Below are 26,915 nucleotides of genomic sequence, written 5' to 3' on the forward strand. Positions count from 1 at the left end.
GACCCGTGCTGGAAGCACTGCCCGCCGGACCGCCGCGGCTCGTCGGCCCCTATCGGCTGCTCGCCCGGCTCGGCGCGGGCGGCATGGGCGAGGTCCACCTGGCCTGCCGGACGGACGAGCCGACGGCCGATCCGCACCGCATGGTCGCCGTGAAGACCGTACGGGAGGACCTGGAGGTCGACGGGGACTTCCGGACCCGGTTCCGGCGCGAGATCACGGCGGCGCGGGCGGTGCGCAGCCCGTACGCGGCGCGTCTCGTGGACGCGGACGCCGACGCGCCGGCGCCGTGGCTGGCGACCGAGTACGTGCCGGGGCCCTCGCTCGCGGAGGCGGTCGTGCGGTGCGGGAGACTGCCGGTCGCCGCCGTGCGGAAGCTGGGCGTCACGCTGGCCCGGGCGCTGGAGGCGGTGCACGCGGCGAAGGTGCTGCACCGGGACCTCAAGCCGGCGAACGTGCTGCTCGGCGCGGACGGGCCGAAGCTGATCGACTTCGGCATCGCGCAGGCCTTCGAGGCGACGGCGCTGACCTCGACGGGTCTGGTGGTCGGCTCGCCCGGTTTCATGTCGCCGGAGCACCTGACCGGCGGCCGGGCGGTCGTGCCCGCGTCGGACGTGTTCTGCCTGGGCGCGGTGCTCGCGTTCGCGGCGAGCGGCCGGGGGCCGTTCCACGACGACGAGATGGCGGCGGTCGTCTACCGGATCAGCCGGGCCGAGGCCGAACTGACCGGTGTGCCGGAGGAGTTGCGTCCGGCCGTGGAGCGGTGCCTGCGGCTCGACCCGGCGGAGCGGCCGACGGCGGCGGAGCTGGTGGGGCTGCTGGAGGGCGAGGACGCGCCGGAGGACGGGGCGCCGGAGAACGGGAACGCGCCGGAAAACGGGGCGCCGGAGAACGGGAACGCGCCCGAGGTCTTTCCGTGGCCGGGCGGGGTGCTGTCGCTGCTCGCCGAGTACGGGGACGCGGCCCGGGAGGCCGGTGAGGCCGCGGCGTCGGGCGCGGGCGTGGCGGACCTGCCGACGCTGGCGCCGGTGGTGCCGTACTCCCCCACGGCGGTGGGCGAGCGGCCGGGGGCCGGGCCGGCCGCTCGGCCTGAGGCCGGGCCGGCCGGGTCGGAGCCCCGGCGCCGCCCGTGGGCACGGATCGCCGCCGCGGCGCTCGCAGTGGCGGTCGTGGCGACGGTGGGCGTCGTGGTGCTCGACCGGGCGGGCGGACAAGGCGGTTCGGACGCGAGGGGGCCCTCCGGTTCGGCGTCGCCCTCCGCGTCGGCCTCGGGGTCTCCGGCCGGTCCGGGCGCGGCGAAGACGCTGAGCCAGGTCGTCCAGCCGTACGGCGGCGAAGGGCATCCCGGCGACTTCGGGGAGACGGGTGCGGCCAGCACGTCCAGGCCCGCGGGCTGGTCGCCGTGGATCAGCCGGTTCGACGGGGACGTCGACAGCTGCTCCCTGGCACCGAAGGTGCTGCTGTGCGTCGGGAGCGGGGGCGCGGCGCTGGGACTGAACGCCGCCGACGGCAAGACGCTGTGGTCGGTTGCCGGGCGGGAATCGCCCGAGGACTTCGGGCTGGCGTCGTCGCCCGGCTATCCGGCGGTCATCGGCGACACCGCCTACGTCCACGGCCGTGACGGGCTGACGGCGTACGGGCTCGCGGACGGCACGGTGCGCGGGAAGGTCCCGGGACCGGGTGCGGACTGGGCGCTGAAGGGCTCCGACCTGGTCGGCGACGTGCTGTACTCCGGCTACCTCAGCCGGACCGCCGAGGCCAGCGGCCTCGTCACGGCCGTGCGCCTGGACGGCAAGGGCGGCGGCGGCGAGCTGTGGAGAGCCGACCTCGACGGCATCCCGGAGCAGCTGGTCGCGTCGGGGAGCCGGGTGTTCGTGGCGAACGGGGTCGTGCCCGTGGCGCTCGACGCGAGGACCGGCAAGGAGACGGCCCGGGGCGACGGCGAAGTGCAGTGCGCCACCATGGTGGTGCACCGGGAGTCCGTGCTCTGCCACACCTCGCAGGACGGCGGCATCCCCGTGCTCGACGCCGGGACACTGCGGCCGGAGCGCACGCTCGCCGAGGACCTGACGGTCGTCACCGCCCCGGCGGTGAGCAGGGCCGGAACGGTGGCCGTCGTCCACAAGGAGACCGGAGGGCCCTTCTCGTTGGTCACGGTCGACCTGGACAGCGGGCGCGAGCTGCGCCGCACCCGCCTGGAGTCCTTCGAATACGGCGATCCGAACCTGGTCTACTTCGCGGGAGACCGGGTGCTGGTCACGGGCAAGCACCACGTGCAGTCCCTGCCCGCGACCGGCGCGGTGGGCGACCGCGACATCAAGCGGCGCGAAGCCGTGGTCCCGGACGGCATCGACGAGAAGTCGCTGACCGCGCGCGAGGGGCTGGTCGCCGGAGGGGCGGTGTTCCTGCCCTTCGACGGCCTGGTCCTCTCCGGCTACATGCCCTGACCGGCGGCTGCCGGTCAGGCCGTCGCCGACCGGTACTTGCGTACCGAGAGCGTCCGGAACACCACGATGATGATCACCGAGTAGATCAGCGAGGCCCACACCGGGTGCTGCATCGGCCAGGCGTCGGACTGGGACAGACCCGGGTCGCCGAACAGCTTGCGACAGGCCTGGACCGTGGCGCTGAACGGGTTCCAGTCGGCGACGTGCTGGAGCCAGGGGGTCATCTGGCTGGAGTCCACGAACGCGTTGGAGATGAACGTGACCGGGAAGAGCCAGATCAGGCCGCCGGAGGTGGCCGCCTCCGGGGTGCGGACGGACAGGCCGATCAGCGCGCCGATCCAGGTGAAGGCGTAGCCGAGGAGGAGCAGCAGGCCGAAGCCGGCCAGGATCCGGACGGCGTTGGTGGGTTCGGCCGTGCCGGGGCGCCAGCCCACGAGGAGCGCGACGACCGCGAGGACCAGGAGCGTCAGCGCGGTCTGCACGAGGTCGGCGAGGGTGCGGCCGGTGAGGACCGCGCCGCGGGCCATGGGCAGGGAGCGGAAGCGGTCGATGAGGCCCTTGTGCATGTCGTCGGCGATGCCCGCGCCCGCGCCGGCCGTGGCGAAGGTGACGGTCTGGGCGAAGATGCCGGCCATCAGGAAGTTCTTGTAGACGTTCGGGTCGGTGGTGTCGCCGATCTTCATCGAGCCGCCGAAGACGTACGTGAAGAGGATCACGAACATCACGGGCTGGATGAGGCCGAAGATCACCATCTCCGGGATGCGGGTCATTCGGATCAGATTGCGCTTGGTGACGACCAGCGAGTCGCTGATCGACTGGGCGACGGCGCCGCGCCTCGCCGGCTTCGCCAAGGTGTCGGGCACCGCGGTCACTTGACGGCCTCCTTCCTGCTCTCCGTCTGCTCGCCCGGTTCCGTTCCGCCCGGTTCCGTTCCGCCCGGCGTCCTTCCGCCTGGCGTCTTCCCGTCCTTCGCCCTGCCCGCCTTGCCTCCGCCGCTCTCCTCCTCCGCCTGCTCGGCCACGTGGCCGGTGAGCGAGAGGAAGACGTCGTCGAGGGTGGGGCGGCGCAGGCCGATGTCGTCGATCTCGACGCCGACGGCGTCCAGGTCGCGGATGACCTCGGCGAGGATCTTGGCGCCGCCGGTGACCGGGACGGTCAGCTTGCGGGTGTGGTCCTCGACGCTGATGTCGCCGCGACCGATGCCCGCCAGGCCGTAGCGGGCGAGGATCTCGCGGGCGGACGGGATCATCTCCCGCTCGTGGACGACGACCTCGACGCGCTCGCCGCCGGTCTGGGCCTTGAGCTGGTCGGAGGTGCCGCGCGCGATGACCTTGCCGTGGTCGACGACACAGATGTCGTGGGCCAGGTGGTCGGCCTCCTCCAGGTACTGCGTGGTGAGGAGCAGGGTGGTGCCGCCGGCGACGAGTTCCTGGATGACCTCCCACAGGGCCTGGCGGTTGCGGGGGTCGAGGCCGGTGGTGGGCTCGTCCATGAACATCACGGGCGGGGAGACGACCAGGGCGGCCGCCAGGTCGAGGCGGCGGCGCATGCCGCCGGAGTAGGTCTTGGCGGTCCGGTCGGCGGCGTCGGCGAGGTTGAACCGCTCCAGGAGCTCGTCGGCCCGGGCCTTCGCGGCCCTCGCGTTCATGTGGTAGAGCTGCCCGACCATCTGGAGGTTCTCGCGTCCCGTCAGGTACTCGTCGACGGCGGCGAACTGGCCGGAGAGGCCGATGGAGCGCCGCACCTCGTTGGGGTGCTTGAGCACGTCTATCCCGGCGACGACGGCCCGGCCGCTGTCGGGTCTCAGGAGTGTGGTGAGGACGCGCACGGTGGTCGTCTTGCCCGCGCCGTTCGGGCCGAGCAGGCCCAGGACGGTGCCCTCGGGGACGTCGAGGTCCACGCCGTCCAGAGCTCGTACGTCGCCGAAGGTCTTCACCAGACCTTCGGCGTGGATCGCGCCTGCCATGTGGGGTCTCCCAGCAGATTCGGCGGGATTTGAGCAATTCTGTCCAAGTCTAGGTATGCCGGACCGAGAGCGCCCGGCAGTCCCGTGACCCACACCACAAGCTAACGCGATACATCGCGACACACAACCGGTTTTCGACAGGCGACACCCGACCGGATCGCCCGCGCGGCCCGGCTCGGCATCGGGCCCGGCTCGGCCCCAGGCCCGGCCCGAGCCGGCCCCAAGGCGGCCCGGCTCGGCCCGACCCGGGCCCGGGTCGCCCGCGCGCCCCGGCTCAACCCTGGGCGGCCCGGCTCAGCCGAGGATCGTGTACCCCGCCTCCCGCAGCGACGCCGCGACCTCCTCGCAGTGCTCCGGCCCCTTCGTCTCCAGGTGCAGCTCCACCTCCGCCTCCGTGAGGCCGAGCCGCGGATCGGTCCGCACGTGGCTCACGTCCAGGACGTTCGCGTCCACCACCGTCAGCACGGCGAGCAGCGTCGCCAGGGCGCCCGGGCGGTCGGTCACCTTCAGGCGCAGGCTCAGATAGCGGCCGCCGGCCGCCATGCCGTGCCGCAGGATCCGCTGCATCAGGAGCGGGTCGACGTTCCCGCCGGACAGCACCGCGACCACCGGCCCGCCGCCCCGGAACGCCCCGGGGTCGGCCAGCAGCGCCGCCACCGGGCTCGCCCCGGCCGGCTCCACCACCAGCTTGGCCCGCTCCAGGCACAGCAGCAGCGCCGACGACAGCGCGTCCTCCGAGACGGTGCGGACCTCGTCCACGTACTCCTGGACCAGGGCGAACGGCACGTCGCCCGGGCGCCCGACCTTGATGCCGTCGGCCATCGTCACCGGCGACTCGACCGCCACCGGGTGGCCCGCCGCGAGCGAGGGCGGATAGGCCGCCGCGCCCTCCGCCTGCACGCCGACGATCCGCACGTCGGGCCGTACCGACTTCACCGCGAGGCCGATGCCCGCCACCAGACCGCCGCCGCCGACGCCCACGACGATCGTCCGCACCTCCGGGCACTGCTCCAGGATCTCCAGGCCCACCGTGCCCTGCCCCGCGATGATGTCCGGGTGGTCGAAGGGATGGATGAAGACCGCGCCGGTCTCCCGCGCGTACTCCTCCGCCGCCGCCAGCGTCTCGTCCACCACGTGACCGTGCAGCCGCACCTCCGCCCCGTACTCGCGGGTCGCCGCCACCTTCGGCAGCGGGGCTCCCACCGGCATGAAGACCGTCGCGTGCACGCCGAGCAGCGCCGAGGCCAGCGCCACGCCCTGCGCGTGGTTGCCCGCCGAGGCGGCGACCACCCCGGCCGCCCGCTGCTCGGGCCGCAGCCCCGCGATCCGCACGTACGCGCCGCGCAGCTTGAACGAGCCGGTGCGCTGGAGGTTCTCGCACTTGAGGTGCACCGGCGAGCCGACCAGCGAGGACAGGTGACGGCTGCCCTCCATCGGGGTCGCCCGGGCCACCCCGGCGAGCATCTTCTGCGCCCCGCGCACGTCGTCGAGCATCAGCCGATGCAAGGGGTCTGGCCTACGGAAGCTCATGACAGCAAGTCTCGCAGCATATCCGGATCGTGCAGCGCCGGTACGGACCCCGGAAACGCCGCGTACTCTGTCCCCCACCAACCGACCACCGCACGAGAGAGCCACCACAGCCATGCCCACGTCTCAGGACATGACGACTGAGCTCGACCCCGGTCTCCTCGACGCCCTCCAGCACCAGGTGGCCGTCTTCGCCCGGCGGGCCGAGCAGACCCGGCTCGGCGGCACCGGGCAGCTGCGCAACTCCATGGACCGCGCCGCATACCTGCTGCTCAACCGGCTCGACCAGGAAGGCCCGATGGGCGTCAAGGCGCTCGCCGCGGGCATGGGCATCGACTCGTCCACGGTCACCCGCCAGGTGGCGCCGCTCGTCGACACCGGCCTCGTCAAGCGCACCTCGCACCCCGAGGACGGCAGGGCCGTCGTGCTCCAGCTCTCCCCGCGCGGCCAGGCCCGCCTGGAGGAGGTCCGGGCCTCGCGGCGGCAGCTGATGGCGGAGGTCACCGAGGGCTGGACGCCCGCCGAGCGGGAGTCCTTCTGCTCGCTCCTCACCCGCTTCAACTCCGCCCTCTCGGCACGCCAGTCGGGCCTGCCGGCCACGCCCGAAGACACCGCGCCGAAGTCGTGACCTCGCGCCCCGACCACGGGGCTTGACCACGGCCGCGCGCTGCCCTCAACTGAGGACGTGCGAGAGACCGGAAACGGCCGCAGCGGCGAAGAAGCCCACCGCACCCGGGAGTTCACCGCGTTCACGGCGGGGGCCTCGGGCCGGCTGCTGCACGTCGCGACGCTGCTCACCACCGAGCCCGCGCACCGCAACCCGCTCGCCCAGGACCTGCTGACCGCCTCCCTCGCGCACACCTACGCCCAGTGGGACCGGCTGCGCGGCGAGGACCCGTACGAGGTCACCCGCTCCGACCTCGCCGCCCGCTTCGCCCGCACCGCCTGGCGGTACCACCGCGGCCGGGGCGGAGTGCTCTCCTCCCTCACTCCGCAGGAACGTCTCGTCGTCGTGCTCCGGCTGTACGAGGACGTCGCCGAGGAGCAGACCGCCGCGCTGCTCGGGGTGCCCGAGGACCGGATCCGGGCGGTCTGCGCCCGGGCCGTGAGCGCGCTTCGGGCGGCGGCCTCGTGAGCCGCCACGAACGCAAGGAGGACGCGGTCCGCCGGATGATGGAGGCCGGCCACCCGCACGTCCCCGGCGACCTCACCGCCCGGGCCGTCGCCCGCGGCACCCGGCTGCGGCGCCGGGACCGGGCGCTGCGCCGGATCTGGTGGACGCTGCTCGCCGCGACCGCCGTCGCCTTCGTGGTCTGGGCGTCGGTGGCCCGCCCCTGGGAGGTCCCGCCGGCCGGCACGACCCCGCCGCTGGAGGGCTGGTAGGACCGGGCCCGGCCCGTGGATCCGGCGCGCGGCTCGTACGTGACGCGGCTCGTGCGCGCGCGGGCCGGGTCCCGTGGAGGGACCCGGCCCGCGTGCCGGACGACGGAGGGGCGGCGGCTAGCCGAGCGCCTCGCGCAGGTCCGCGAGCAGGTCGTCGACGTTCTCGATGCCGACCGAGAGGCGGACCAGGTCCGCCGGGACCTCCAGGGCCGAGCCCGCGACGCTCGCGTGCGTCATCCGGCCCGGGTGCTCGATCAGCGACTCGACGCCGCCCAGGGACTCGCCCAGGGTGAACAGCTTGGCGCGGTTGCAGACCTCGACGGCCGCCTCCTCGCCGCCCTGCACGCGGAACGAGATCATGCCGCCGAAGGCGCGCATCTGCTTGGCCGCGACCTCGTGGCCCGGGTGCTCCGGCAGGCCCGGGTAGAGGACCTGGGTGACCTTCGGGTGCTGGGTCAGCATCTCGACGATCTTGCCGGCGTTCTCGCTGTGCCGGTCCATGCGGACGGCGAGCGTCTTGATGCCGCGCAGCACGATCCACGAGTCGAACGGACCGGCGACCGCGCCCATCGCGTTCTGGTGGTAGGCCAGTTCCTCGCCGAGCTCCGCGTCGGCCGCCACCAGGGCGCCGCCGACGACGTCGGAGTGGCCGCCCATGTACTTGGTGAGCGAGTGCACGACGACGTCCGCGCCCAGCGACAGCGGCTGCTGGAGGTACGGGGAGGCGAAGGTGTTGTCGACGACCAGCTTCACACCGGCCTGCCGGGCGACGCCCGCGACGGCCTCGATGTCGGTGATGCCGAGCAGCGGGTTCGAGGGCGTCTCGACCCAGATCAGCTTCGTACGGTCGTTGATCGCGCCGCGCACCGACTCGACGTCGGAGGTGTTCGCCACGGAGAAGTCGACGCCCCAGCGCTGGACGACCTTCGCGAAGAGGCGGAAGGTGCCGCCGTAGGCGTCGTTGGGGATGACGACGTGGTCGCCGGGGACGAGCAGGGTGCGCAGAAGGCAGTCCTCGGCGGCGAGGCCGGAGGCGAAGGCGAGGCCGCGGCGGCCGCCTTCCAGGGCCGCGAGGTTCTCCTCCAGCGCGGTCCGGGTCGGGTTGGCGCTGCGGCTGTACTCGTAGCCGCCGCGCAGCCCGCCCACACCGTCCTGCTTGTAGGTGGACACCTGGTAGATGGGCGGGACGACCGCGCCGGTCAGCGGGTCGGCGGTGTTGCCCGCGTGGATGGCGCGGGTCTCGAAGCTCTGGTGGGAGTGCTGGTCGCTCATGAGGCAGGAGCGTAGTCCCGCGCCCGCGCCGCCGCCCGGTGTCTCAGCAGGTGTGCCGGAGCGTCCTGGACAATGGACGCATGGAGATTCTGTGGTTCCTGATCGCGCTGGGCATGCTCTTCGGCGTCCTGGCTCCCTTCGTGTGGCGCGGCAGGCGTGGTGCCATCCGCACCGTGACGCCCGGCTCGCCCGACGCGGCGGACCCCGAGGCGTACGGGTTCCTGCGCCAGGAGGAGCAGGACGTGCGGCTGCCGGGGCCGGACCGCGATCTCCTCGACGTGCTCGACGTGGTGCAGGCGACGCAGGACTGGCGGGCCGCGTCGCAGCTGTTGAAGGGCACCGAGAAGGAGGGCGAGACCCGCTGGCAGCGCGTCCAGGCCTTCGCGGGCGCGGCCTCCCTCGAACTGGCCGAGCGGCCCGGCGTCGGCGGCGCGTGGCTGCGCTCCTGGCGGGCCGAGGCGCCCAAGGACCCGGGCGGCGCGCAGGTGTACGCGGAGTTCCTGGTGCAGCAGGCGTGGCGCACCTCGACGGCGGGGACGCAGGACTTCCGGGTCATCCTGGAGGAGGCGAGGGCGGCCTGCGAGCAGGCCGCGCTGCTCGCGCCGGGCGACCCCGTCCCGTACATCTCGCAGCTGGCCGTGGCCCGTGGACTGGGTTACGCCCACGAGGAGTTCGACCTGGTCTGGGCGAAGGTCATCGACCGGGCGCCGGAGCACATGGGCGCGCATCTGGCGGCGCTGCACTACTGGTGCGAGAAGTGGCACGGCTCGCGCGAGGAGGCGGACCACTTCGCGACGACGGCCGCGGCGCGCGCGCCGCGCGGTTCGCTGCTCGCGGCACTGCCGCTGTTCGCGGTCTTCGAGAACCGGCCCGAGTTCGTCGTCGGTGTGGACTTCCACCGCACGGCGGTGGTGACGAAGGCCGTGGAAGGCGCCATGTACGCGGTGCACTCGGCCCGGGCCGACGACCCGATGCTGGCGCACGTACGGCACCTGCTCGTGGAGTTCCTGCTGGGCGCGGAGCGTTGGAGCGAGGCCATGCAGCTCCTGGTGAAGGTGGACGGTTTCGTGGGCGCGCTGCCCTGGACGCTGGACGCGGACCCGGCGGCGGCGTACACGCTGCGGCGGAACCTGGTGGTGGCGGCGTACGAGGCGAACGGCGGTAGCCCGGCGACGCTGCCGCGGTAAGCGGTACGGGGGCGGTACGCGGGCTGCTGCGGGGCGCGGTACGACGAGGGCCGCGCGGGCCGGTCCGGTGAGGGCCGGGCGGGGGCGGGCTCGCGCCCGTCCGGGCCGGGGTGGGTCCTGGCGTGCGCGGCCGGGCGGGGGCGGGCTCGCGCCCGTCCGGGCGGGGGTGGGTCCTGGCGTGCGCGGCCGGGCGGGGGCGGGCTCGCGCCCGTCCGGGCGGGGGTGGGTCCTGGCGTGCGCGGCCGACGGATGACGGCCCCTGTGGCGGCCCGTGGGTCGGGCTCCCCCGGGGCGGGAGGAATCGGCTGGACGTCCTACCCGCGGGTAGGCGATACTCCGCTCTCCCCCCACATGCTCGTCGTTTCCGCTTTTCCCGTGGGGGGACTCTGCCCGATGGGCGCGACTCTGCGTGCCGTGCGCGCGTTCGTACTGCTTTCCGGTTTCCATCTGCTCGGCCTCGGGCTGCTCGCGCTGCTCGGCGCCGTGGACTGGGCCTCGTGGCTGTGGGCGCCCGCGGCGGTCCGGTTCAAGGTCTTCGTGGTCACCGTGGTCCTGGCGATCCCCGTCGTCCGGGGCATGTTCATGCTGCGGACCCCGCGTGACGACGAGCCCGGCGGGGTCCTCGTCGGCGAGGCGGACGAGCCCCGGCTGTGGGCGACCGTGCGCGGGCTGGCCGCACGGGTCGGCACCCGGGCCCCGGACGAGATCCGGCTGACCCCCGACGTGAACGCCGCCGTCAGCGAGGACGCCCGCCTCCTCGGTCTGGTGGGCGGCCGCCGCCGGCTGTTCCTGGGACTGCCGCTGATGGCCGGCCTCGACGAGGCCGGGCTCCGCGCGGTCCTCGCCCACGAGCTGGGCCACTACGGCAACTCGGACACCCGTCTCGCCGCGCTCACCGTGCGCGGGCGCGCGCAGGTCGGCCGCATGATCGCGACGTTCCACGCCAAGGCCGACGCCAAGGTCGCGCAGGAGCGGGCGCGTCAGGAGAGGAAGTCCGAGAAGCGGGTCGCCAAGGGCCGGTCGGCCAAGCGGATCGACACCACCGGCACCGGTGTCACCTACCGCACGATGGCGAAGATCTACTCGGCGTACGGGCGGCTCTACATGCGGGCCACCCGGTCCGGCGCACGCCGCCAGGAACTCGCCGCCGACCTGGCCGCCGTCCGCATCGCGGGCCGCGACGCCACGGCGCGGGCGCTGCGCGAGACCCACGCGATCCACACGGCACACGACTTCTACCTCTCCTCGTACGCGACCCTCGGCACCGAGTTCGGGCTGCTGCCCGCCCGTGGTGAGGTGTTCGGCGGCGTACGGCACCTGCTCGCCGCCCGCGCCGACGAACTGGCCGGGCTGCGCGAGGACCTGCCGCAGGAGCCCGCCTCGCCGTACGACTCGCACCCGCCGATGGCCGAACGGGTCGCCCGGATCGAGGCGCTGCCGGACGACGGCCGGTCCGCCGAGGGCGCCGGGCCCGCGCTCGGACTGCTGGCCGATCCGGAGCGCGCGCTGGTGGCGGTCGAGGACGTGTCCCTGACGCCCGAGGCGCGGCGGATGCGGCGCCTGGAGTGGGCCGAGCTGGTCCACGAGTCCATGAGCGCCCGGGTCGCCCAGGGCACGGAGGAGCTGCGCGCTGCTGCCGGCGGGGCGGCGGTCACGCTCCCCCGGCTGCTCGACGCGATCGACGCGGGCTCGCTGTGGGAGATCGCCGGCCGTCTGCCGAAGTCCGAGGAGGCCGCGGCGGCAAGCGGCCGCGTGGCCCGCGAGTTCGCCCGCCCCGCGGTGCGCCGCGGCCTGTCCGCGATGGTGACCGACGAACTGCTGCGCTCCGGCCGCGCCCGCTGGGAGCTCTCCTGGAGCGGCCCCGCGACCCTGACCCTGCCCGACGACACGGCGGACCGGCTCCCCGAGGCCCTGGACGCGGCCACGGCCGACCGTCCGGACACCGGGCCGCTGCGCGCGCTGCTGACGCCGGCCTCCCCCGCCGCCGCCCGCTGATCGTCCCCGTACCCCTTCTCCTGAGGAACACCCACTGATGCCTCGTCTCATACCGATGATCGTGATCGCGGTGGCGATCTACTTCTGGCTCAAGTCCCGCAAGGACCGGAAGGCGGCCCCGGAGCAGGTGGCCACCGGTCGGGCGGCCACCGCACCGCAGGTGCCGGCCCGCTCGGCCGCGCTCGGCTTCCTGCCGGCCGACCGCCTGGACACCGAGCGGAGCCGGCCCCTCGACCCGGACCTCGCCGCGGCGCTCGACGCCGCGCGTACGGGTGACTGGAAGCCCGCCGCGGCGCTGCTGTCGGCCACCACCGCCGGTCCCGACTGGGAGACGCGGACGTTCCAGGTCGCCCGGCTCGGCTCGCTGGCCGCCGACGACGACGAGTGGCTGGCGGCGTGGGAGGCCGCGGAGCCCGAAAGCCCGGACGCCGCCGTCGTACGGGCCGGCAGCTCCGTCAGCCTGGCCGGGAAGCTGCGCGGCAGCGCGACGGCCAGGAACACCACGCGGGAGCAGTTCGACGGCTTCCACCGCATGATGAGCCGGGCCCGGGACGAGATCGCCCGGGCCGCCGAACTCAACCCCGCCGACCCCACGCCGTTCATCGACGAGATCTGGGTCGCGCTCGCGCTGCGCTACTCGCACGACGACATGCGCGCCCTCTGGGAGCGCATCACGGCCCGCACCCCGCACCACTACTCGGCGCACTACGCGGCGACGCAGTACTGGTGCCAGAAGTGGCGCGGCTCGGTGGAACTGGCGCGCGAGTTCACCGACGGCGTGGTCGCCACCGCGCCCCGAGGCAGCCTGCTGACGGCGTTCCCGCTGATCAGCTGGTACGAGCACGAGTCCTTCGGCCACACCGACCGGGGCTACCGCACGCCCGAGGTGTCGGCCATGGTCGACGCCCTGGCCGCGGACGTGGCCGCGGCGCCCGCCGATCACCTGCGGCTGAACGAGGTCCGGCTGCTGCTCGCCTGGTACCTGGTGGAGCTGCGCCGCTACCCGGAGGCCCTGGAGCAGTTCCGGCTGGTGGACGGCCACATCGGGGCGTTCCCGTGGAACTACTACGGGGACCCGGCGAAGGCGTACGTGAAGGCACGCGAACTGACCGTCCGCAAGGCGGGCTGAGACACGGGCCTGCGGCCCCTGCCCGGACCGGGCGCGTGCCCGGGCCACGGGAGGGGCGCGTGCCCGGGCCACGGACCGGGCGCGGGCTCGGGCCGCGGGAGGGGCGCGGCGGGGCTGCGAAGGCGGGCGCGGCGGGGCTGCGAGGGCGGGAATCCCTTGCGGTCCCGCCGCGTTGTGCTTGTCGCCCACCGTCGAGGAGAGATGCAGCATGTTCCTGTCCCGAACCCCCGTCCTCCCCACTCCCGACCAGGCCCTGGGCGGGCGTCCCGAGCCCGCCTTCCAGGTCCCGGAGCGCCACACCGTCCTCGGCACGCCGCTGCTCGGCCCCTACCCGGAGGGCCTGGAGGTCGCGGACTTCGCCCTCGGCTGTTTCTGGGGCGCCGAGCGCAAGTTCTGGCAGACCGAGGGCGTGTACACGACGCTCGTCGGCTACCAGGGCGGCTACACGCCGAACCCGCTGTACGAGGAGGTCTGCTCGGGCCTCACGGGCCACACCGAGGTCGTCCGCGTGGTCTTCGACCCGTCCAAGGTCTCGTACGAGCGGCTGCTCAAGCTGTTCTGGGAGTCGCACGACCCGACCCAGGGCTTCCGCCAGGGCAACGACGTCGGCACCCAGTACCGCTCGGCCGTCTACACCCACTCCGCCGAGCAGGCCGCGACCGCCGAAGCCTCCCGCGAGGCCTACCAGCAGGTCCTGACCGGCTCCGGCTACGGCGAGATCACCACCACGGTCCTCCCGGCCGAGGACCGCACCTTCTACCCGGCCGAGGCCTACCACCAGCAGTACCTGGACAAGAACCCGGCGGGCTACTGCGGCATCGGCGGCACGGGCGTGTCCTGCCCGATCGGGGTCGCGAAGGCGGAGTGAGCCCCGCCCGTACCCGGATCCTTCCCCGGTCTCCCGTTCCGGCGATCACCCGTTCGCCGGCGGGTCATCCGTTCCGGCGGGTCATCCGTTCCGGCCGTCGCCGCAGGTCGCCAGTGAGCACCAGCGGCGGCGGCCGGACTCGTCCAGGAAGAGCCAGCCGCAGTCGGCGCTCGGGCAGGCACGGAGAGTGAGGCGGCGCGGGTCGGCGAGGAGGTCGGCGGCGGCGCGGGCGACCGCGAGCAGCGGGAGGTCGAGGCCCGCCGAAGGAGTCAGCCGCCAGTGCGCCAGGCCGTCGGGGCCGAGGGTGAGCACGGCGGAACGGGCCGCCCGCCGTGCCGCGTCGGCGACCGTGCGGAAGGCGCGGGCGTCGGCGGGGTCGGTGAGGCAGGCGTAGAGCGCGGCGCGGAAGTCCCTGGCCTCGGCGAGGGCCGTGGCGGCGGCCTCGGGGCGGTCGGCGGCCTCCTCGAGGAGCCGGTCCACGAGGGAGTCCTCCGCGAGGTCGTGGTGCCCTGCCCAGGCGGCGAGCGCCGGGTAGCCGCGCAGCCAGTCGGAGCCCGGCACGGCCGGGTCGCGGCGCCAGCCCGCGTACGTGTTGCAGAACTCCAGGGCCGGGTGCCCGCCGGTGGTCCACGGCAGCCACTGGTCGCGGACCCGGACCGCGTACAGCGGCGCCGGCGGGCGGTCCAGACGCGGGTCGCCGGTCAGGATGCGGTCGTGGAGGGTGGTCAGGACGGGGCCGGGATCGATGCCCAGCTCGGTGTCGAGACAGCGGCGGGTGGTCTCGTAGAGCTCCAGCGCCTCGGACTGCCGCCCGGCCCGGTAGAGGGCCGTCATCAGGGCCGCCACCAGGCGTTCCCTGCCGGGGTGCCCGGTGGCGAGCGGGCCGAGATCGGCGAGCACCCGGGTGTGCAGGCCCATGGTCAGCTGGGTCTCGGCGCGCTGTTCGAGCGCCGAGAGCCGCAGCTCGGCGAGCCGGCCGCCGAGCCGCTCGCGCAGCGCGTCGTCGACGGTGCCGTCGAGCAGCGGGCCGCGCCACAGGGTGAGCGCCGCGTCGTGGCAGCGCACCTGTTCGCCGGGGTCGCCGGCGGTCGCCGCCCGCCCGACGAGGTCGAGGAACTCCCGTACGTCCACCCGGTGCCGGCCGCCGTCCAGTTCGATCGCGTAGCCCTCGTGGCGGGTGGCCACGGTCACGCCGTACGGCTTGAGCGCGGCCCGCACCCGGCCGACGTAGGTGTGCACGGTCGAGCGCGCGGAGGCGGGCGGGGCGCCGTTCCACAGCAGGTCGGCGAGGCGGGCCGGGGACACCACCCGCCCCGCGTCGAGCAGCAGGATCGCGAGCAGGCACCGCTCCTGGCGGCGGATGCCGAGCTCGACACGCGCACCCTCGTGACGGGCCTCGAAGGGGCCGAGGAGGCTGAAGTCCATGGTGGGGACACCCTAAGGAGGCGGGACGGCAGCCGGGACAGCGGGCGGCGCCGTCACGGCCCGGGCGATGTCACAGACCGGGCCGCTGTCTCGTCCCAGGGGTGGAGAGGCGTCTCCGGTGCGGAGGTGCGCGGACGCGGGGTGACGAGGAGGAGAGCGGCATGAGCGGGTCGGGCACGGCGGACGGACCGGGCGGGACCGAGGAGTTCGAGGGGCTGCGGCCGCTGCTGTTCTCCATCGCCTACCGGATCCTCGGCAGCGTCGGCGAGGCCGAGGACGCGGTGCAGGAGACCTGGCTGCGCTACGCCTCCGCGCCGAACCCGCCGGTCTCGCCCAAGGCCTTCCTGTCCGCGACCGTCACCCGCATCTCGATCGACGTGCTGCGCTCGGCGCGGGTCCGGCGGGAGCAGTACGTCGGCGACTGGCTTCCGGAGCCGCTGCTCGCCGACCCGTACGAGGACCCGGAGCGCTCGGCGGAGCTGGCGGACTCGGTGTCGATGGCGGCGCTGCTGCTCCTGGAGCGGCTGAGTCCGCTGGAGCGGGCGGTGTTCGTACTGCGCGAGGTCTTCGGCTTCGGCTTCCCGGAGGTCGCGTCGGCGGTGGGACGTTCGGAGGCGGCCTGCCGGCAGCTCGCGGTACGGGCGCGACGGCACATGGCGGAGGGCCGTCCGCGCTTCGAGGCGGACCGGGTGGAGCGGGAGGAGCTGGCGGCGCGCTTCTTCGACGCGCTCCGGGAGGGCGAGGTCGACGGGCTGCGGGCGCTGCTCTCGGCCGACGCGCAGCTGGTCGGGGACGGCGGCGGCAAGGCCCCGCAGCTGGGCAGGACCGTGGTCGGCGCCGATCACGTGGCCCGGCTGCTCGCCGCGTACTACGGCATGTTGCTCGACGTCGACGTGACGTGCGAGGCGCACGAGGTGAACGGCAGTCCGGGCGCGGTCTTCCGCGACCGGGACGGCAAGGTGCTGTTCACCTGGACGCTCGATGTGCTCGACGGGCACATCCAGACGGTCCACTCGGTGTCCAACCCCGACAAGCTCGGGCACCTGGGTCCGGTCGGGGACGGCTGGGGCGTCGCCGAGGAGATCAAGGACCGCCGCCGCGAGGAACGCCGCTCCTCGTCCTGAACGCGCCGCTCCTCGTCCTGAGCGCCTTTCCTCTTCCGAGCACCGCGGCCTGGCTCGTGGTCGGGTCCGTGGTCGCGTTCCGTGGTCGGGTTCCGTCGTCAGATTCCGTGGTCAGGTCGTGGTCGGGTTCCGTGGTCAGGTTCTGGTGAGGGCGCGGCGGGAGGGTGGCACGGCAACGGACCAACCGCCCTTCCCCGCAAGGAGTTCCCATGCGACGTCGTGTCCTCGCCCCTCTCACCGCCGCCTGCGCCGCCCTGCTCGCCGTGGCGGCTCCGGCCGGCGCCACCGGCCCCGGTGCCGCCACCGAGGGCGGCGAGAGCGGCACCGGCTGGGAGCCGGCGCCCTCTCCCTCCTGGTCGTATCCGGCCGGCGCGCGCTGCGACTTCGCGGTGCAGGGCGCGCCGGTGGTCGACGAGGTGGTGCGGCGGACGGTCAGGGCCTACCCGGACGGCACGAAGCTCGTCGAGTACAAGGGCGCCCTGATGGTCAGGGTGGTGAACACGGCGACGGGCGCCTCGTACGACGCCGACGCGAGCGGCCACGCACTGGTCGAGGTCCGGCCCGACCACTCGCAGCGCTGGTACGTCCTCGGCCCGGTCCTGGCGGGCTTCGGCGCGGACGGCGGCAACGTGCCGCGCGGCCTGTACACGGTGGACGGCGCCTACACCCTGGACGTCTCCCCCACCGGCTACAAGACGCTGACCATGCTGAACGGCACGACCGACCCGCTTTGCGACAGGGTCAGCTGAGCGAGCGGAGCCGCGCCGCCGTGGCGGCCGGGTCGTAGCCCTCGGGAACGCCGTCGACCAGCAGGATGTCGCCGCTCATGTGGCGGGTCCGCAGCGGGATCAGGGCCTGGTAGGCCTCGGACTCGTACCAGTCGCGGGCGTCGTCGTACGTCGGGAAGCCGATGACGACGACGGCCCCGGGCCACGACCCCTCGCGGACCTCGCGCTCGGGCGCGCCGTGGACCAGGAAGCGCCCGCCGAACGGGTCGAGGGTGGCCTGGATGCGCTCCATGTAGGCGAAGACCTCCTCGTCGAGGCGGGGCTCCGGGTGCAGGTTTCCGATGGCGTATGCGGTCATGTGAACAGCCTGCCGGGGCACGCCGTACGGGTCGATTACCCCGCACGTCATGCCCCGGCACGATCCTGACGTCACCGGATCGGCGGCTGACCCCGTCGGACCGGAGGCCGACCTCGTCGGACCGGCGGCCGACCTCGCCGGACCACGACTGACGTCGCCCGGCCCGCGGCCGACCTCGTCAGATCGTCGACGCGTCGATCACGAAGCGGTAGCGCACGTCGGACGCGACGACCCGCTCGTACGCCTCGTTGACCTGGTCGGCGGTGATCAGCTCGATCTCGGCGCCCAGGCCGTGCGCGGCGCAGAAGTCCAGCATCTCCTGGGTCTCCTTGATGCCGCCGATCATCGAGCCGGCCAGCGTCTTGCGGCCGCCGATCAGGGAGAACAGACCGACCTTGACCGGCTCCTCCGGGGCGCCGACGTTCACCAGGGCGCCGTCGGTCTTGACCAGGCTCAGGTAGGCGTCGAAGTCCAGCGGCGCGGAGACCGTGGAGATCACCAGGTCGAAGCTGCCGCGGAGGGCCGCGAAGGTCTCCGGGTCGCTGGTGGCGTAGTAGTGGTCGGCGCCCAGCTCGAGGGCGTCCTCCTGCTTCTTCAGGGACTGGCTGAGCACGGTCACCTCGGCGCCGAGGGCGTGGGCGATCTTGACGCCCATGTGGCCGAGGCCGCCGAGGCCGACGATCGCGACCTTCTTGCCGGGGCCGGCCTGCCAGTGGGCGAGCGGCGAGTAGAGGGTGACGCCGGCGCACAGGAGCGGGGCGGCGACGTCGAGCGCGATGCCCTCGGGGATGCGCAGGGTGTAGTTCTCGTCGACGACGATGTGGGTGGAGTAGCCGCCGTAGGTCGGCTCGCCGTTCTTGTCGAGGGCGTTGTACGTGCCGGTCATGCCGTTGACGCAGTACTGCTCCAGGCCCTGCTCGCAGTACTCGCACTCACGGCAGGAGTCGACGAAGCACCCGACGCCGACGCGGTCGCCGACCTTGTGCCTGGTGACGCCGGGGCCGACCTCGGTGACGATTCCGGCGATCTCGTGTCCGGGCACCATCGGGAAGATGCCCTCTCCCCAGCCGTTGCGGGCCTGGTGGATGTCGGAGTGGCAGATGCCGGCGTACTTGATCTCGATGAGGACGTCGTGCTCGCCGACCGCGCGGCGCGGGACGGTGGTGCGCTCCAGCGGGGCGTTGGCGGCGGGCGCTGCGATGGCGGAAACGTTCGTGGTCATGGTGCCGAGCCTGCCGGAGGTTTCCGGCCGTACCCAGACCACTGCTCTGCCTACGACCCGTGTGCCTACCACTGGCAGGGACAGGAACGTACGTCCGTTCCCGGCCACGACCGGGAATACTGGGGACGCATGGACCTCAGTGCCGAACTCAGCGAATTCCTCCGCTCCCGCCGGGCACGCCTGAAGCCGCAGGACGTGGGGCTGCCCGAGTTCGGGCGGCACCGCCGGGTGCCGGGCCTGCGCCGGGAGGAGCTGGCGCAGCTGGCCGGGGTGTCCGTGGCGTACTACACCCGCCTCGAGCAGGGCAACGGCAAGAACGTGTCCATGGAGGTCCTGGACTCGATCGCGCGGGCGCTGCGGCTCAGTGACGCCGAACGGGCGCATCTCACCCACCTCGCCAAGCCGACCGTGAAGAAGCGGCAGCGGGCGGCGAGCGCCCGCCCTCAGCAGATCCGGCCGGGCCTGGCGCACCTCCTCGACGCCATGGAGGGCGTGCCGGCCTTCGTCCTGGGGCGGCGCGGCGACATCCTGGCCTGGAACCGGATGGCGCGGGCGCTGATGGGCGACTTCGCCACCTGGGAGCCGGGCGAGCGGAACATGGCCCGGATGGTCTTCCTCGACCCGAACGCGCGTGATCTGTACGTCGACTGGGAGTGCAAGGCCACCGAGGTCGTCAGCGTGCTGCGGCTCTACGCGGGCGTGTACCCGGACGATCAGGAGCTGCTGTCCCTGGTGGGCGAACTGTCGGTGAAGAGCGAGGAGTTCCGCTCCCTGTGGGCGGCGCACACGGTGACCGACAAGGGTCACGGCCAGAAGCGGCTGCGGCATCCGCTGGTGGGCGAGATGACGCTGCAGTACGAGTCGCTGAAGGTGTCGGGCGACGACCCGGACCTGATGCTCGTGACGTACCACGCGGAGCCCGGCTCGCCGTCGGCGGACGCGCTGCGGCTGCTCGCGCAGTGGGGCGTGGACGAGCCGGCGGACGTACGGAAGTAGCCCGCGGGCGTACGGCAGCGGCCCGGGGACGTACGGGAGCAGCCCGCGGACTTACGGAACCCGGCGGACGTACGGGAGCAGCCCGCGGACGTACGGAAGACCCGGCGGGCGTACGGGAACAAGGAAGCGGCCCCCTCTCAGGAGGGGGCCGCCGCACGTGTTCCCGCCGGTCAGACGGCGGAGCCGGCCTTCCACGCCGACCAGCTCATGTTCCAGCCGTTGAGGCCGTTGTCGGGAGCGATCGTCTTGTCCGCGGAGTTCTTGACGATGACGACGTCGCCGATCATCGAGTTGTTGTAGAACCAGGCGGCCTGCTGGTTCGGGTCACCGGCGCCCTTGACGTCGGCGAGGCCCACGCAGCCGTGGCTGGTGTTCACGCTGCCGAAGATGGAGCGGGCACCCCAGTAGTTGCCGTGGATGAAGGTGCCGGACGTGGACAGGCGCATGGCGTGCGGCACGTCCTTGATGTCGTACTCGCCCTTGCCGTCGTCGTCGGTGAAGCCGACGGTGGCGCCGTTCATCCGGGTCTCCTTGAACTTCTCGGAGATCACCATCTGACCGTTGTAGGTGGTGTTGTCCGGGGAGCCGGCGGAGATCGGGATGGTCTTCACGGTGCGGCCGTCCTGCTTGACGGTCATCGTCTTCGTCTTGACGTCGACGGTGGAGACCTGGTTGCGGCCGATCTTGAAGGTGACCGTCTTCTGCTGGACGCCGTAGACGCCATCGGCGCCCTCGACACCGTCGAGGTCCAGCTTCATCGTGACGGTCGAGCCCTCGGTCCAGTAGTTCTCCGGGCGGAAGTCGAGCCGCGTGGAGTTGAACCAGTGGCCGACGACCTCCTGGCCGGTGCTGGAGGTGACGGAGATGCCGCCCTGGACGGCCTTCTTGTCGGTGATCGCCTTGTTGAAGTTGATCGAGACCGGCATGCCGACGCCGACCGTGGAGCCGTTCTCCGGCGTGAAGTTGCCGATGAAGCTGTTGGCCTGCGAGACCGTGGTGAACGAGGAGTTCTCGTGGGCCTCGAGACCGGAGGCGTCCTTGGCGGTCGCGGCGATCTTGTAGACGGTGCCGCGCTTGAGCTGGCCGGTCGGCTTCCAGCTGAGTCCGTCGGCCGCTATCTCGCCCTCGACGGCGGTGCCCTCGGCGGAGGTCATGGTGACGTCCGTGAGCTTGCCCTCGGTGACGGTGACCTTGGCGTCGTCGTTGATCGACGCGTTCTGGGCGCCGTTCTTCGGCGAGATGGTGATCTGCGCCTTGGAGGTCTTCTGCGCGGCGGCCTCGTCGACCTGGGCCTGTGACTGCGCACTCTGCGAGGCGTCGGCGGCGCTGCCGCCCTTGTCGCTGTCGCTGCAAGCCGAGAGCACCAGCACGCCACCGAGCACCGCGGCCGCGGCGGCCAGGCTCTTGCGGCGCTTGCCGTCCGTCATCACACGCTTCTCCATCGTCGCCGACTACCTGCCACTTCCCACTGAAACACCCGTCAGAACCCGCCCGGTTCCGTAACCGGAGGGTATGTGGGGAACACCACTGATCCACACGCACCAGCGGACCGTTCGGTTCCCGGGCGCGGGGAGGCCCCGGGACACCGACGCCCCGGGGCCTCCGTCAGCACGTGACCGGCGAGTGAGCGGCACGCGGTCGGAGCCCGGTCGGAGCCCCGACCGGAACCCGCTCGGCACGCGATCGCCGCCCGGTCGGAAGGAGTCAGGTGCGGTCTTCTTCGTCGTCTTCCCACCCACCATCTTCGTCCTCGCCGTCCCACTCCATCGCATCGGGGTCGTAGTCGATCTCCTCGGTGCTCCAGGAGGCCTGGACCAGCTCGATTCCGGGGACGGTGCCGACCACGTCGAAGGGCTCGACCAGGTAGGCCAGGGCCTCCGCGCTGTCCTCGACGACGGCGGTGCGGGCCTGCGTCCGCTCCTCCTCCGGCAGCGAGGTGTCGGACTCGATGCGGCCGACGGCCGCCTCGGAGAGCTCGGCGGGCCCGTCGATCTCCAGGACCAGATCGACCCGAAGGCGTACATAGCGTGATGTCTCGGAAGTGCTCATGGGCGGAGCGTAGAGCGCGGGGTGACCTCGGGTTTCCCGCGACCCGCTGTGTTCAATACCATCGGCGCACCTACCAGTTCGCGGTTTCCGCAAGGGGGATCGAAAACACGTGTCCGTCGCCCGACGCCCGCTGCTCACCGCCACTGCCGCGGGGACACTGCTCTGCGCACTGTGGTTCGTGCCGTCCGCGAACGCGACGGGCGATCAGAGCAGAGCCGACGGCAGTCGGCCGGCCGTGACGGAGGGGCAGGACGACGGGCGGCTGGCCGAGACCGGCGGCCTGGACACCACGCCGTACGTCCTGGGCGGGGCGCTGTTCCTGGGCGTGGGCGCGGGTTTCGTGACCCTGGCGATGCGCCGAGGCGGCCGGGCCTCGTAGGGCCGCCTGCGGCGGCGGCCGGGCCTCGTAAGTCTCCGTGAGTCGTCGCCTCACAGCCCTCTGTACGGCGAAGGGCCTCACGGCGAAGGGTCCCTGTACGGCGAAGGGCCTCGCGGCGAAGGGTCCCTGTACGGCGAAGGGCCGCCCCGGTGACGGGGCGGCCCTTGCGCGTGCGCTCGCGGGTTACGCCAGCGGGCCGGTGACCGGCTCGACGGCGGCGACCAGCCGGCCCTCGCGCACGAAGGTGTCGGTGGCGGCCAGGTCGGGCGCGAGGAAACGATCCGGCCCGGGGCCCTCGACGCCGGCGGCGCGCAGCGCCTCGATGGCGGCGGCGGAGGCGGGCGCCGGGCTCAGGCCGTGGCGGAGCTCGATGGCGCGGGTGGCGGCGTAGAGCTCGACGGCGATGATCCGGTTGAGGTTGTCGATCGCGGTGCGCAGCTTGCGGGCCGCGGACCAGCCCATGGAGACGTGGTCCTCCTGCATCGCCGAGGACGGGATGGAGTCGGCGGAGGCCGGGACGGCGAGCCGCTTCATCTCGCTGACCAGGGCGGCCTGCGTGTACTGGGCGATCATCAGGCCGGAGTCGACGCCGGCGTCGTCGGCGAGGAACGGCGGCAGACCGTGCGAGCGGTTCTTGTCGAGGAGCCGGTCGGTGCGGCGCTCGGCGATGGAGCCGAGGTCGGCGGCGGCGATCGCGAGGAAGTCGAGGACGTACGCGACGGGGGCGCCGTGGAAGTTGCCGTTGGAGCGGACCTCCCCGTTGCCCAGGACCACCGGGTTGTCGACGGCGGCGGCGAGCTCGCGCTCGGCGACGAGCCGGGCGTGGGCCATGGTGTCGCGGCCGGCGCCGGCGACCTGCGGGGCGCAGCGCACCGAGTAGGCGTCCTGGACGCGCGGGGCCTCGCCGCTCTGGTAGTGGCCGGTGAGCTCGGAGCCCTTGAGCACGGCCAGCATGTTGGCGGCGGAGGCGGCCTGGCCCGGGTGCGGGCGGATGGCGTGCAGCTCGGGCTCGAGGACCTTCTCGGTGCCGAGGAGGGCTTCGAGGGAGAGCGCGGCGGTGACGTCGGCCGACTTGTAGAGGTTGTCGAGGTCGGCGAGGGCCATGACCAGCATGCCGAGCATGCCGTCGGTGCCGTTGAGGAGGGCGAGGCCCTCCTTCTCGCGCAGCTCGACGGGCTCGATGCCGGCGGCGGCGAGCAGCTCGCCTGCGGGCTTGACGACACCGTCGGGCCCCTCGGCGTCACCCTCGCCCATGAGGGCGAGGGCGCAGTGGGAGAGCGGCGCGAGGTCGCCGGAACAGCCGAGCGAGCCGTACTCGTGGACGACGGGCGTGATGCCCGCGTTGAGCAGGTCGGCCATGGTCTGGGCGACCTCGGGCCGGACACCGGTGTGGCCGGAGGCCACGGTCTTGAGCCGCAGGAACATCAGCGCGCGGACGACCTCGCGCTCGACCCGCGGGCCCATGCCGGCGGCGTGCGAGCGCACGATGTTCCGCTGCAGCTGGGTGCGCAGCTCGTGGCCGATGTGCCGGGTGGCGAGCGCACCGAACCCGGTGGAGACGCCGTACACCGGCTCGGGCTTGGCCGCGAGCGCGTCCACGGTGGCACGGGCGGCGGCGAGCGCCTGGACGGCTTCGGACGACAGCTCGACGCGGGCGCCGTGGCGGGCTACGTCGATGACGTCCTGCGGGGTGGTGCCGGACGTCCCAAGGACGACAGTCTGCATATCCATATTCAGCACCCTACGGACTGAAGAGCGACCTGTCACTAGACGGCAGGCGTGAGGCTTTCGTTCTCAGTCTGCGCGAGCAGGGTGGCCCAGTCCTGGGCGGCGGCCCAGTCGGCGAACGAGTGCCAGCCGACCTCGGGGTACGCGCGGCGCAGGGCGGCGGTGTCGACGTCGAGGCCGTGGCCGGCGAAGTACGCGAACATGGCGGCCAGGTCGGCGGAGTGGCGGCGCACGTAGTCGAGCGGCACCTCGTGGTGGGTGACCGGCCGGCCGGCGGCGGACGCGAGGATCGCCGCCATCTCGTCGGGGGTGCGCTCGTCGGAGGCTATGTCGATGCGGCGGCCGGTGAACTCGGCGCGGCGCTGCAGGGCGAGCGCCGCGAAGGCGCCGATGTCGGTGGCGGGGATGAGGGTGAGCGGCGTGGCGGCGGGCATGGGCCACGCGAAGGAGCCCTCGCGCAGGCTCTCCAGGGTCCAGCCGTCGGCGTAGTTGTCCATGAAGGCGGCCGGCCCGATCACGGTCCAGGGCAGGCCGGAGGCGTACAGGTGCTGCTCGACCGCCCACTTGCTGTCGTAGTGCGGGACACCGGTCCCGCGGTCCGCGTGGGCGGCGGACGTGAACACGACGTGCCCGACACGGGCGGCCGCGGCGGCGTCGACGAGGCCCCTGCCCTGGCGTATCTCGGTCGTGACGCCGGAGCCGAAGGGCGTGGTGACGGCGAAGAGCGCGTCCGCGCCGGCGAGGGCCGCGTCGAGCGAGGCGCGGTCGTCGAAGTCGGCGCGGCGGACGTCGGCGCCGAGGGCGGCCAGGGCCTGGGCGGCGGGCGAGCCGGGGTCGCGGGTGAGGGCGCGGACGTGGTGTCCGGCGGAGAGCAGGGAGCGGGCGGTGGCTCCGCCCTGGGCTCCGGTGGCACCGGTGACGGCGATGGAGAGCATGGGCTCCTCCGAAGAATTTCTCTGCGTGACACAACCTTTGCGTCACGCAGAGAATATCCCACTCCTCTGTGTGGCGCAGATTTATTTCCCGGCGCACGGAGCAGCGAGGTCCGCGGCCGCGCAGGCCGACACCGGGTGGCTTGAAACCGATCGACTCGCGCGGGCCCGCTCGCGCATCCTCTCGGCATGGAATTCCTCGTCTATCACCGCGACCGGCCCGGCTCCCTGCCGCTGCGCCGGGAACTGCTGGAAGCGCACTGGTCGTACATGGACCGGTTCGAGAAGGAGATGATCGCCCGCGGGCCGGCGTTCGACGTCGGCGACGGCGAGAAGCTCGTCGGCAGCGTGCACATCGTCGACCTGCCCGGTCCCGAGGCCGCGCGGGCCTTCGCCTTCGGCGAGCCGGCCTACCAGGCCGGTGCCATCCGGGACGTGCTGATACGCCGGTGGCGCAACGCGCTGGAACGCACGATGTGGGACTTCCCCGGCGGCCGCACCGGAGGCGACCGCTTCCTGGTGCTCGGCCTCGGCCAGGGCGAGCCGGTCGACCTGGAGGTGCCGGAGAACCGGGACGACCTGGTCGCGTACGGCCCCCTGCTCTCCGACGACGGCTCCGCCTGGCTGGGCACGGCGGCGCTGGTCCGTGCGGCGGACGCGGAGTCGGCGCGTGCGCTGCTGACCGTGGACCGGTACGCCGATGTCGAGGTGTACTCCTGGGAGTTCGGCGGACGCCGGTAGCGGACGCGGGTGGCGGTCCCGGGCAGGGGGCGCACGTGAGAACCCGGACGGCACACGTCCCGCGGCCGGACGTCCGGCCGCGGGACGTGGCGTCCGTCAGCCGTCCGTCAGGACGGGTTCAGCTTGATCGCGAAGCCGTTGAAGATGGACCAGACGTCGACCCAGGCGAGGCCGGTGCTGCACTCCTTCGCGGCGTTGCAGCCGTAGCCGTAGCTCACGATGCCGTTGAGCTGCCGCGAGTTCGGGTCGTTGATGTAGATCACCGGGCCGCCGCTGTCGCCGCCGCGGCCGACGATGCCGCCGTAGTGCGGGACGCCGTAACTCCCCCAGACGGTGGTCCCGTTGACGTTCCAGCTGGAGTTGCCCGCGTACACCGTGCGGATGTTGCAGACCACCTTGGAGTTGTAGCCGAGCTGGCAGGTGAAGTCGCCGACGGCGACGTTGCGGACGCCGTTCAAGTAGCGCGTGTAGCCCGCCGCGTCGACGCCGTCCCAGGTGTAGCGGTGGGTCGGGGTCTCGATGAAGGCCGAGTCGAGCTCCGGCCGCTTGTACTTGACCTGGCCGATGTAGTTGCCGCCGGCCGCCCAGACGTTGTCGTTGACGTTGTAGCAGTGGCCCGCGGTGACCAGCCACTGACGGCCGTCCCAGGTGCTGACGCCGGGGATCCCGCTGGTGCACCACGAGCGGCTGCCGTTGGCCGGACCGAGCGCGGCACCGGCGTAGAAGGGCGAGGAGTCGTTCCACCGGCTCAGCGGGGCCGACGGCGCCGCCTGCCTCACCCGCACGGGAGTGGCCCCCGCCGCCGTACGCTGCCGGGCCACGGCCGGGGAAGCGAACCAGTTCCGGGCGGCGCCCGGTTCGTCGACCGCGAGCTCGATGGTGCCGCCGTCCACCGAGGTTCCCGCCAGGGAGACGGTGAAGGGCAGGTCCTTGCGGGAGGTGAGGGCGGAGATCTCCGCCTTGAGGTCCTTGCGGGACTTCTTCGCCGGGAGGACGCGGATCAGCCCGGTGTCCGCCTTGGGGGCGGCGCGGTGGGCGGCTGCCAGGAAGCGCGCGCCCTGGCCCGGGTCGGTCAGATAGACGTTGACGGAGCGGTAGTCGGAGGCCATCTCGACCTGGGTGTAGATGTCGGCCATGGGGCCCTGCCCGGCCTGGGCGGCGGCGTCGGCCGCCAGCCTCAGCGGTTCGAGGACCTCGGCCTGCCGTTCGGGGGACAGGGCGGCGATCCGGTCGGCGGACAGTGGTTCGGACGGCTCCGCGTGGGCGGACACCGCCGCTAAGGGCAGCAGAGCGAGCGCTCCCAGGAATGCCAGGGAACGCCTGAACCGGCTCTTCATGAAACTCCCCTGATCAACCGTCACCGACCCCGCGGACGCGGGGTCTCGGTGTCCGGGGATGCTAGGGAGCGGCTATCAGGGCCGCCAAGGGCGCACGCGGCGGCCTCCGGGGGCCGCCCCCCGTC

25 protein-coding genes are annotated in these 26,915 nt (G+C 73.1%); 13 read left to right on the plus strand and 12 right to left on the minus strand.

The window, feature by feature from the left end:
• Positions 1 to 5: 5 nt before the first annotated feature.
• On the plus strand, positions 6 to 2,444 hold the full coding sequence (locus ACFY8W_RS09025; RefSeq protein ID WP_391102237.1) for a protein kinase: 2,439 nt from the start codon (positions 6 to 8) through the stop codon (positions 2,442 to 2,444).
• Positions 2,445 to 2,458: 14 nt separating this feature from the next.
• Here ACFY8W_RS09025 and ACFY8W_RS09030 read toward each other — a convergent pair whose 3' ends face one another.
• The 3 genes from ACFY8W_RS09030 to ilvA all read right to left on the minus strand — a co-directional run bounded on the left by ACFY8W_RS09030 (position 2,459) and on the right by ilvA (position 5,940).
• Positions 2,459 to 3,316, minus strand: coding sequence for an ABC transporter permease (locus ACFY8W_RS09030; protein WP_391102239.1), 858 nt, complete (start codon positions 3,314 to 3,316; stop codon positions 2,459 to 2,461).
• On the minus strand, positions 3,313 to 4,410 hold the full coding sequence (locus tag ACFY8W_RS09035; protein WP_391102241.1) for an ATP-binding cassette domain-containing protein: 1,098 nt from the start codon (positions 4,408 to 4,410) through the stop codon (positions 3,313 to 3,315). The genes ACFY8W_RS09030 and ACFY8W_RS09035 overlap by 4 nt, the downstream gene beginning before the upstream one ends.
• A gap of 294 nt (positions 4,411 to 4,704) precedes the next feature.
• On the minus strand, positions 4,705 to 5,940 hold the full coding sequence (gene ilvA / locus ACFY8W_RS09040) for a threonine ammonia-lyase (protein WP_391102244.1): 1,236 nt from the start codon (positions 5,938 to 5,940) through the stop codon (positions 4,705 to 4,707).
• 112 nt (positions 5,941 to 6,052) lie between these two features.
• Here ilvA and ACFY8W_RS09045 point away from each other — a divergent pair, with 112 nt between their 5' ends.
• Genes ACFY8W_RS09045 through ACFY8W_RS09055 form a run of 3 tightly spaced genes read left to right on the plus strand, consistent with a single transcriptional unit; the run spans position 6,053 to position 7,320 of the window.
• Positions 6,053 to 6,565 carry a MarR family transcriptional regulator gene (locus ACFY8W_RS09045; RefSeq protein WP_391102246.1) on the plus strand — a complete coding sequence of 171 codons (513 nt, stop codon included), beginning with the start codon at positions 6,053 to 6,055 and terminating at the stop codon, positions 6,563 to 6,565.
• Between the two features lie 57 nt (positions 6,566 to 6,622).
• A complete protein-coding gene (locus ACFY8W_RS09050; protein ID WP_391102248.1) occupies positions 6,623 to 7,072 on the plus strand; it encodes a sigma factor-like helix-turn-helix DNA-binding protein in 450 nt (149 codons plus the stop codon).
• Positions 7,069 to 7,320, plus strand: coding sequence for a hypothetical protein (locus ACFY8W_RS09055; RefSeq protein ID WP_391102251.1), 252 nt, complete (start codon positions 7,069 to 7,071; stop codon positions 7,318 to 7,320). Before ACFY8W_RS09050 ends, ACFY8W_RS09055 begins: the two co-directional genes overlap by 4 nt.
• Positions 7,321 to 7,437: 117 nt before the next feature.
• Here ACFY8W_RS09055 and ACFY8W_RS09060 read toward each other — a convergent pair whose 3' ends face one another.
• Positions 7,438 to 8,592, minus strand: coding sequence for a cystathionine gamma-synthase (locus ACFY8W_RS09060; RefSeq protein WP_391102254.1), 1,155 nt, complete (start codon positions 8,590 to 8,592; stop codon positions 7,438 to 7,440).
• 80 nt (positions 8,593 to 8,672) lie between these two features.
• Between ACFY8W_RS09060 and ACFY8W_RS09065 the strand changes: the two genes are divergently transcribed.
• The 4 genes from ACFY8W_RS09065 (at position 8,673) to msrA (ending at position 13,771) form a co-directional block, all read left to right on the plus strand.
• Complete coding sequence (locus ACFY8W_RS09065; RefSeq protein ID WP_391102257.1) at positions 8,673 to 9,779, plus strand: hypothetical protein; 1,107 nt, start codon at positions 8,673 to 8,675, stop codon at positions 9,777 to 9,779.
• A 393-nt stretch (positions 9,780 to 10,172) separates the two neighbouring features.
• Positions 10,173 to 11,774 (plus strand): M48 family metalloprotease, encoded by a 1,602-nt coding sequence (locus ACFY8W_RS09070; RefSeq protein ID WP_391102259.1) that lies wholly within the window; start codon positions 10,173 to 10,175, stop codon positions 11,772 to 11,774.
• Between the two features lie 37 nt (positions 11,775 to 11,811).
• Positions 11,812 to 12,903, plus strand: coding sequence for a hypothetical protein (locus tag ACFY8W_RS09075; RefSeq protein ID WP_391102261.1), 1,092 nt, complete (start codon positions 11,812 to 11,814; stop codon positions 12,901 to 12,903).
• A 208-nt stretch (positions 12,904 to 13,111) separates the two neighbouring features.
• Positions 13,112 to 13,771, plus strand: a complete 660-nt coding sequence (gene msrA, locus ACFY8W_RS09080) for a peptide-methionine (S)-S-oxide reductase MsrA (protein WP_391102263.1) — start codon at positions 13,112 to 13,114, stop codon at positions 13,769 to 13,771.
• A gap of 81 nt (positions 13,772 to 13,852) precedes the next feature.
• Here msrA and ACFY8W_RS09085 read toward each other — a convergent pair whose 3' ends face one another.
• A complete protein-coding gene (locus tag ACFY8W_RS09085) occupies positions 13,853 to 15,196 on the minus strand; it encodes a BTAD domain-containing putative transcriptional regulator (protein WP_391102265.1) in 1,344 nt (447 codons plus the stop codon).
• A gap of 161 nt (positions 15,197 to 15,357) precedes the next feature.
• Between ACFY8W_RS09085 and ACFY8W_RS09090 the strand changes: the two genes are divergently transcribed.
• Both ACFY8W_RS09090 and ACFY8W_RS09095 read left to right on the plus strand, forming a co-directional pair.
• Complete coding sequence (locus ACFY8W_RS09090; RefSeq protein WP_391102267.1) at positions 15,358 to 16,320, plus strand: RNA polymerase sigma-70 factor; 963 nt, start codon at positions 15,358 to 15,360, stop codon at positions 16,318 to 16,320.
• Between the two features lie 209 nt (positions 16,321 to 16,529).
• Positions 16,530 to 17,069 carry a hypothetical protein gene (locus ACFY8W_RS09095; RefSeq protein ID WP_391102269.1) on the plus strand — a complete coding sequence of 180 codons (540 nt, stop codon included), beginning with the start codon at positions 16,530 to 16,532 and terminating at the stop codon, positions 17,067 to 17,069.
• Here the strand turns inward: ACFY8W_RS09095 and ACFY8W_RS09100 are convergent.
• Positions 17,062 to 17,406, minus strand: a complete 345-nt coding sequence (locus ACFY8W_RS09100) for a DUF1330 domain-containing protein (RefSeq protein WP_391102271.1) — start codon at positions 17,404 to 17,406, stop codon at positions 17,062 to 17,064. The two genes, ACFY8W_RS09095 and ACFY8W_RS09100, sit on opposite strands and share 8 nt — an antisense overlap.
• A gap of 178 nt (positions 17,407 to 17,584) precedes the next feature.
• On the minus strand, positions 17,585 to 18,628 hold the full coding sequence (locus ACFY8W_RS09105) for an alcohol dehydrogenase catalytic domain-containing protein (RefSeq protein WP_391102274.1): 1,044 nt from the start codon (positions 18,626 to 18,628) through the stop codon (positions 17,585 to 17,587).
• A gap of 129 nt (positions 18,629 to 18,757) precedes the next feature.
• On the opposite strand from ACFY8W_RS09105, the gene ACFY8W_RS09110 reads away from it, so the two are divergent.
• Positions 18,758 to 19,624 carry a helix-turn-helix domain-containing protein gene (locus ACFY8W_RS09110; RefSeq protein ID WP_391102276.1) on the plus strand — a complete coding sequence of 289 codons (867 nt, stop codon included), beginning with the start codon at positions 18,758 to 18,760 and terminating at the stop codon, positions 19,622 to 19,624.
• Between the two features lie 170 nt (positions 19,625 to 19,794).
• Here ACFY8W_RS09110 and ACFY8W_RS09115 read toward each other — a convergent pair whose 3' ends face one another.
• Both ACFY8W_RS09115 and ACFY8W_RS09120 read right to left on the minus strand, forming a co-directional pair.
• The gene (locus tag ACFY8W_RS09115; RefSeq protein ID WP_391102279.1) at positions 19,795 to 21,066 is read right to left on the minus strand and encodes an Ig-like domain-containing protein; all 1,272 of its coding nucleotides are present in this window, start codon (positions 21,064 to 21,066) and stop codon (positions 19,795 to 19,797) included.
• Between the two features lie 262 nt (positions 21,067 to 21,328).
• Positions 21,329 to 21,673 (minus strand): hypothetical protein, encoded by a 345-nt coding sequence (locus tag ACFY8W_RS09120; RefSeq protein ID WP_391102281.1) that lies wholly within the window; start codon positions 21,671 to 21,673, stop codon positions 21,329 to 21,331.
• A 109-nt stretch (positions 21,674 to 21,782) separates the two neighbouring features.
• Here ACFY8W_RS09120 and ACFY8W_RS09125 point away from each other — a divergent pair, with 109 nt between their 5' ends.
• Positions 21,783 to 22,052, plus strand: coding sequence for an LAETG motif-containing sortase-dependent surface protein (locus tag ACFY8W_RS09125; RefSeq protein ID WP_391102284.1), 270 nt, complete (start codon positions 21,783 to 21,785; stop codon positions 22,050 to 22,052).
• A gap of 183 nt (positions 22,053 to 22,235) precedes the next feature.
• On the opposite strand, the gene hutH is transcribed toward ACFY8W_RS09125, so the two are convergent.
• Together hutH and ACFY8W_RS09135 are read right to left on the minus strand one after the other, a co-directional pair.
• Positions 22,236 to 23,777 carry a histidine ammonia-lyase gene (gene hutH / locus ACFY8W_RS09130; RefSeq protein WP_391103830.1) on the minus strand — a complete coding sequence of 514 codons (1,542 nt, stop codon included), beginning with the start codon at positions 23,775 to 23,777 and terminating at the stop codon, positions 22,236 to 22,238.
• 41 nt (positions 23,778 to 23,818) lie between these two features.
• Positions 23,819 to 24,715 (minus strand): NmrA family NAD(P)-binding protein, encoded by an 897-nt coding sequence (locus ACFY8W_RS09135; protein ID WP_391102287.1) that lies wholly within the window; start codon positions 24,713 to 24,715, stop codon positions 23,819 to 23,821.
• Positions 24,716 to 24,901: 186 nt separating this feature from the next.
• Between ACFY8W_RS09135 and ACFY8W_RS09140 the strand changes: the two genes are divergently transcribed.
• A complete protein-coding gene (locus tag ACFY8W_RS09140) occupies positions 24,902 to 25,453 on the plus strand; it encodes a YciI family protein (protein WP_391102290.1) in 552 nt (183 codons plus the stop codon).
• 107 nt (positions 25,454 to 25,560) lie between these two features.
• Here ACFY8W_RS09140 and ACFY8W_RS09145 read toward each other — a convergent pair whose 3' ends face one another.
• Complete coding sequence (locus tag ACFY8W_RS09145) at positions 25,561 to 26,724, minus strand: hypothetical protein (protein ID WP_391102293.1); 1,164 nt, start codon at positions 26,722 to 26,724, stop codon at positions 25,561 to 25,563.
• Positions 26,725 to 26,915 lie beyond the last annotated feature (191 nt).

Source organism: Streptomyces sp. NPDC012637 (assembly GCF_042954805.1).
In the GTDB taxonomy this organism is placed as follows: domain Bacteria; phylum Actinomycetota; class Actinomycetes; order Streptomycetales; family Streptomycetaceae; genus Streptomyces.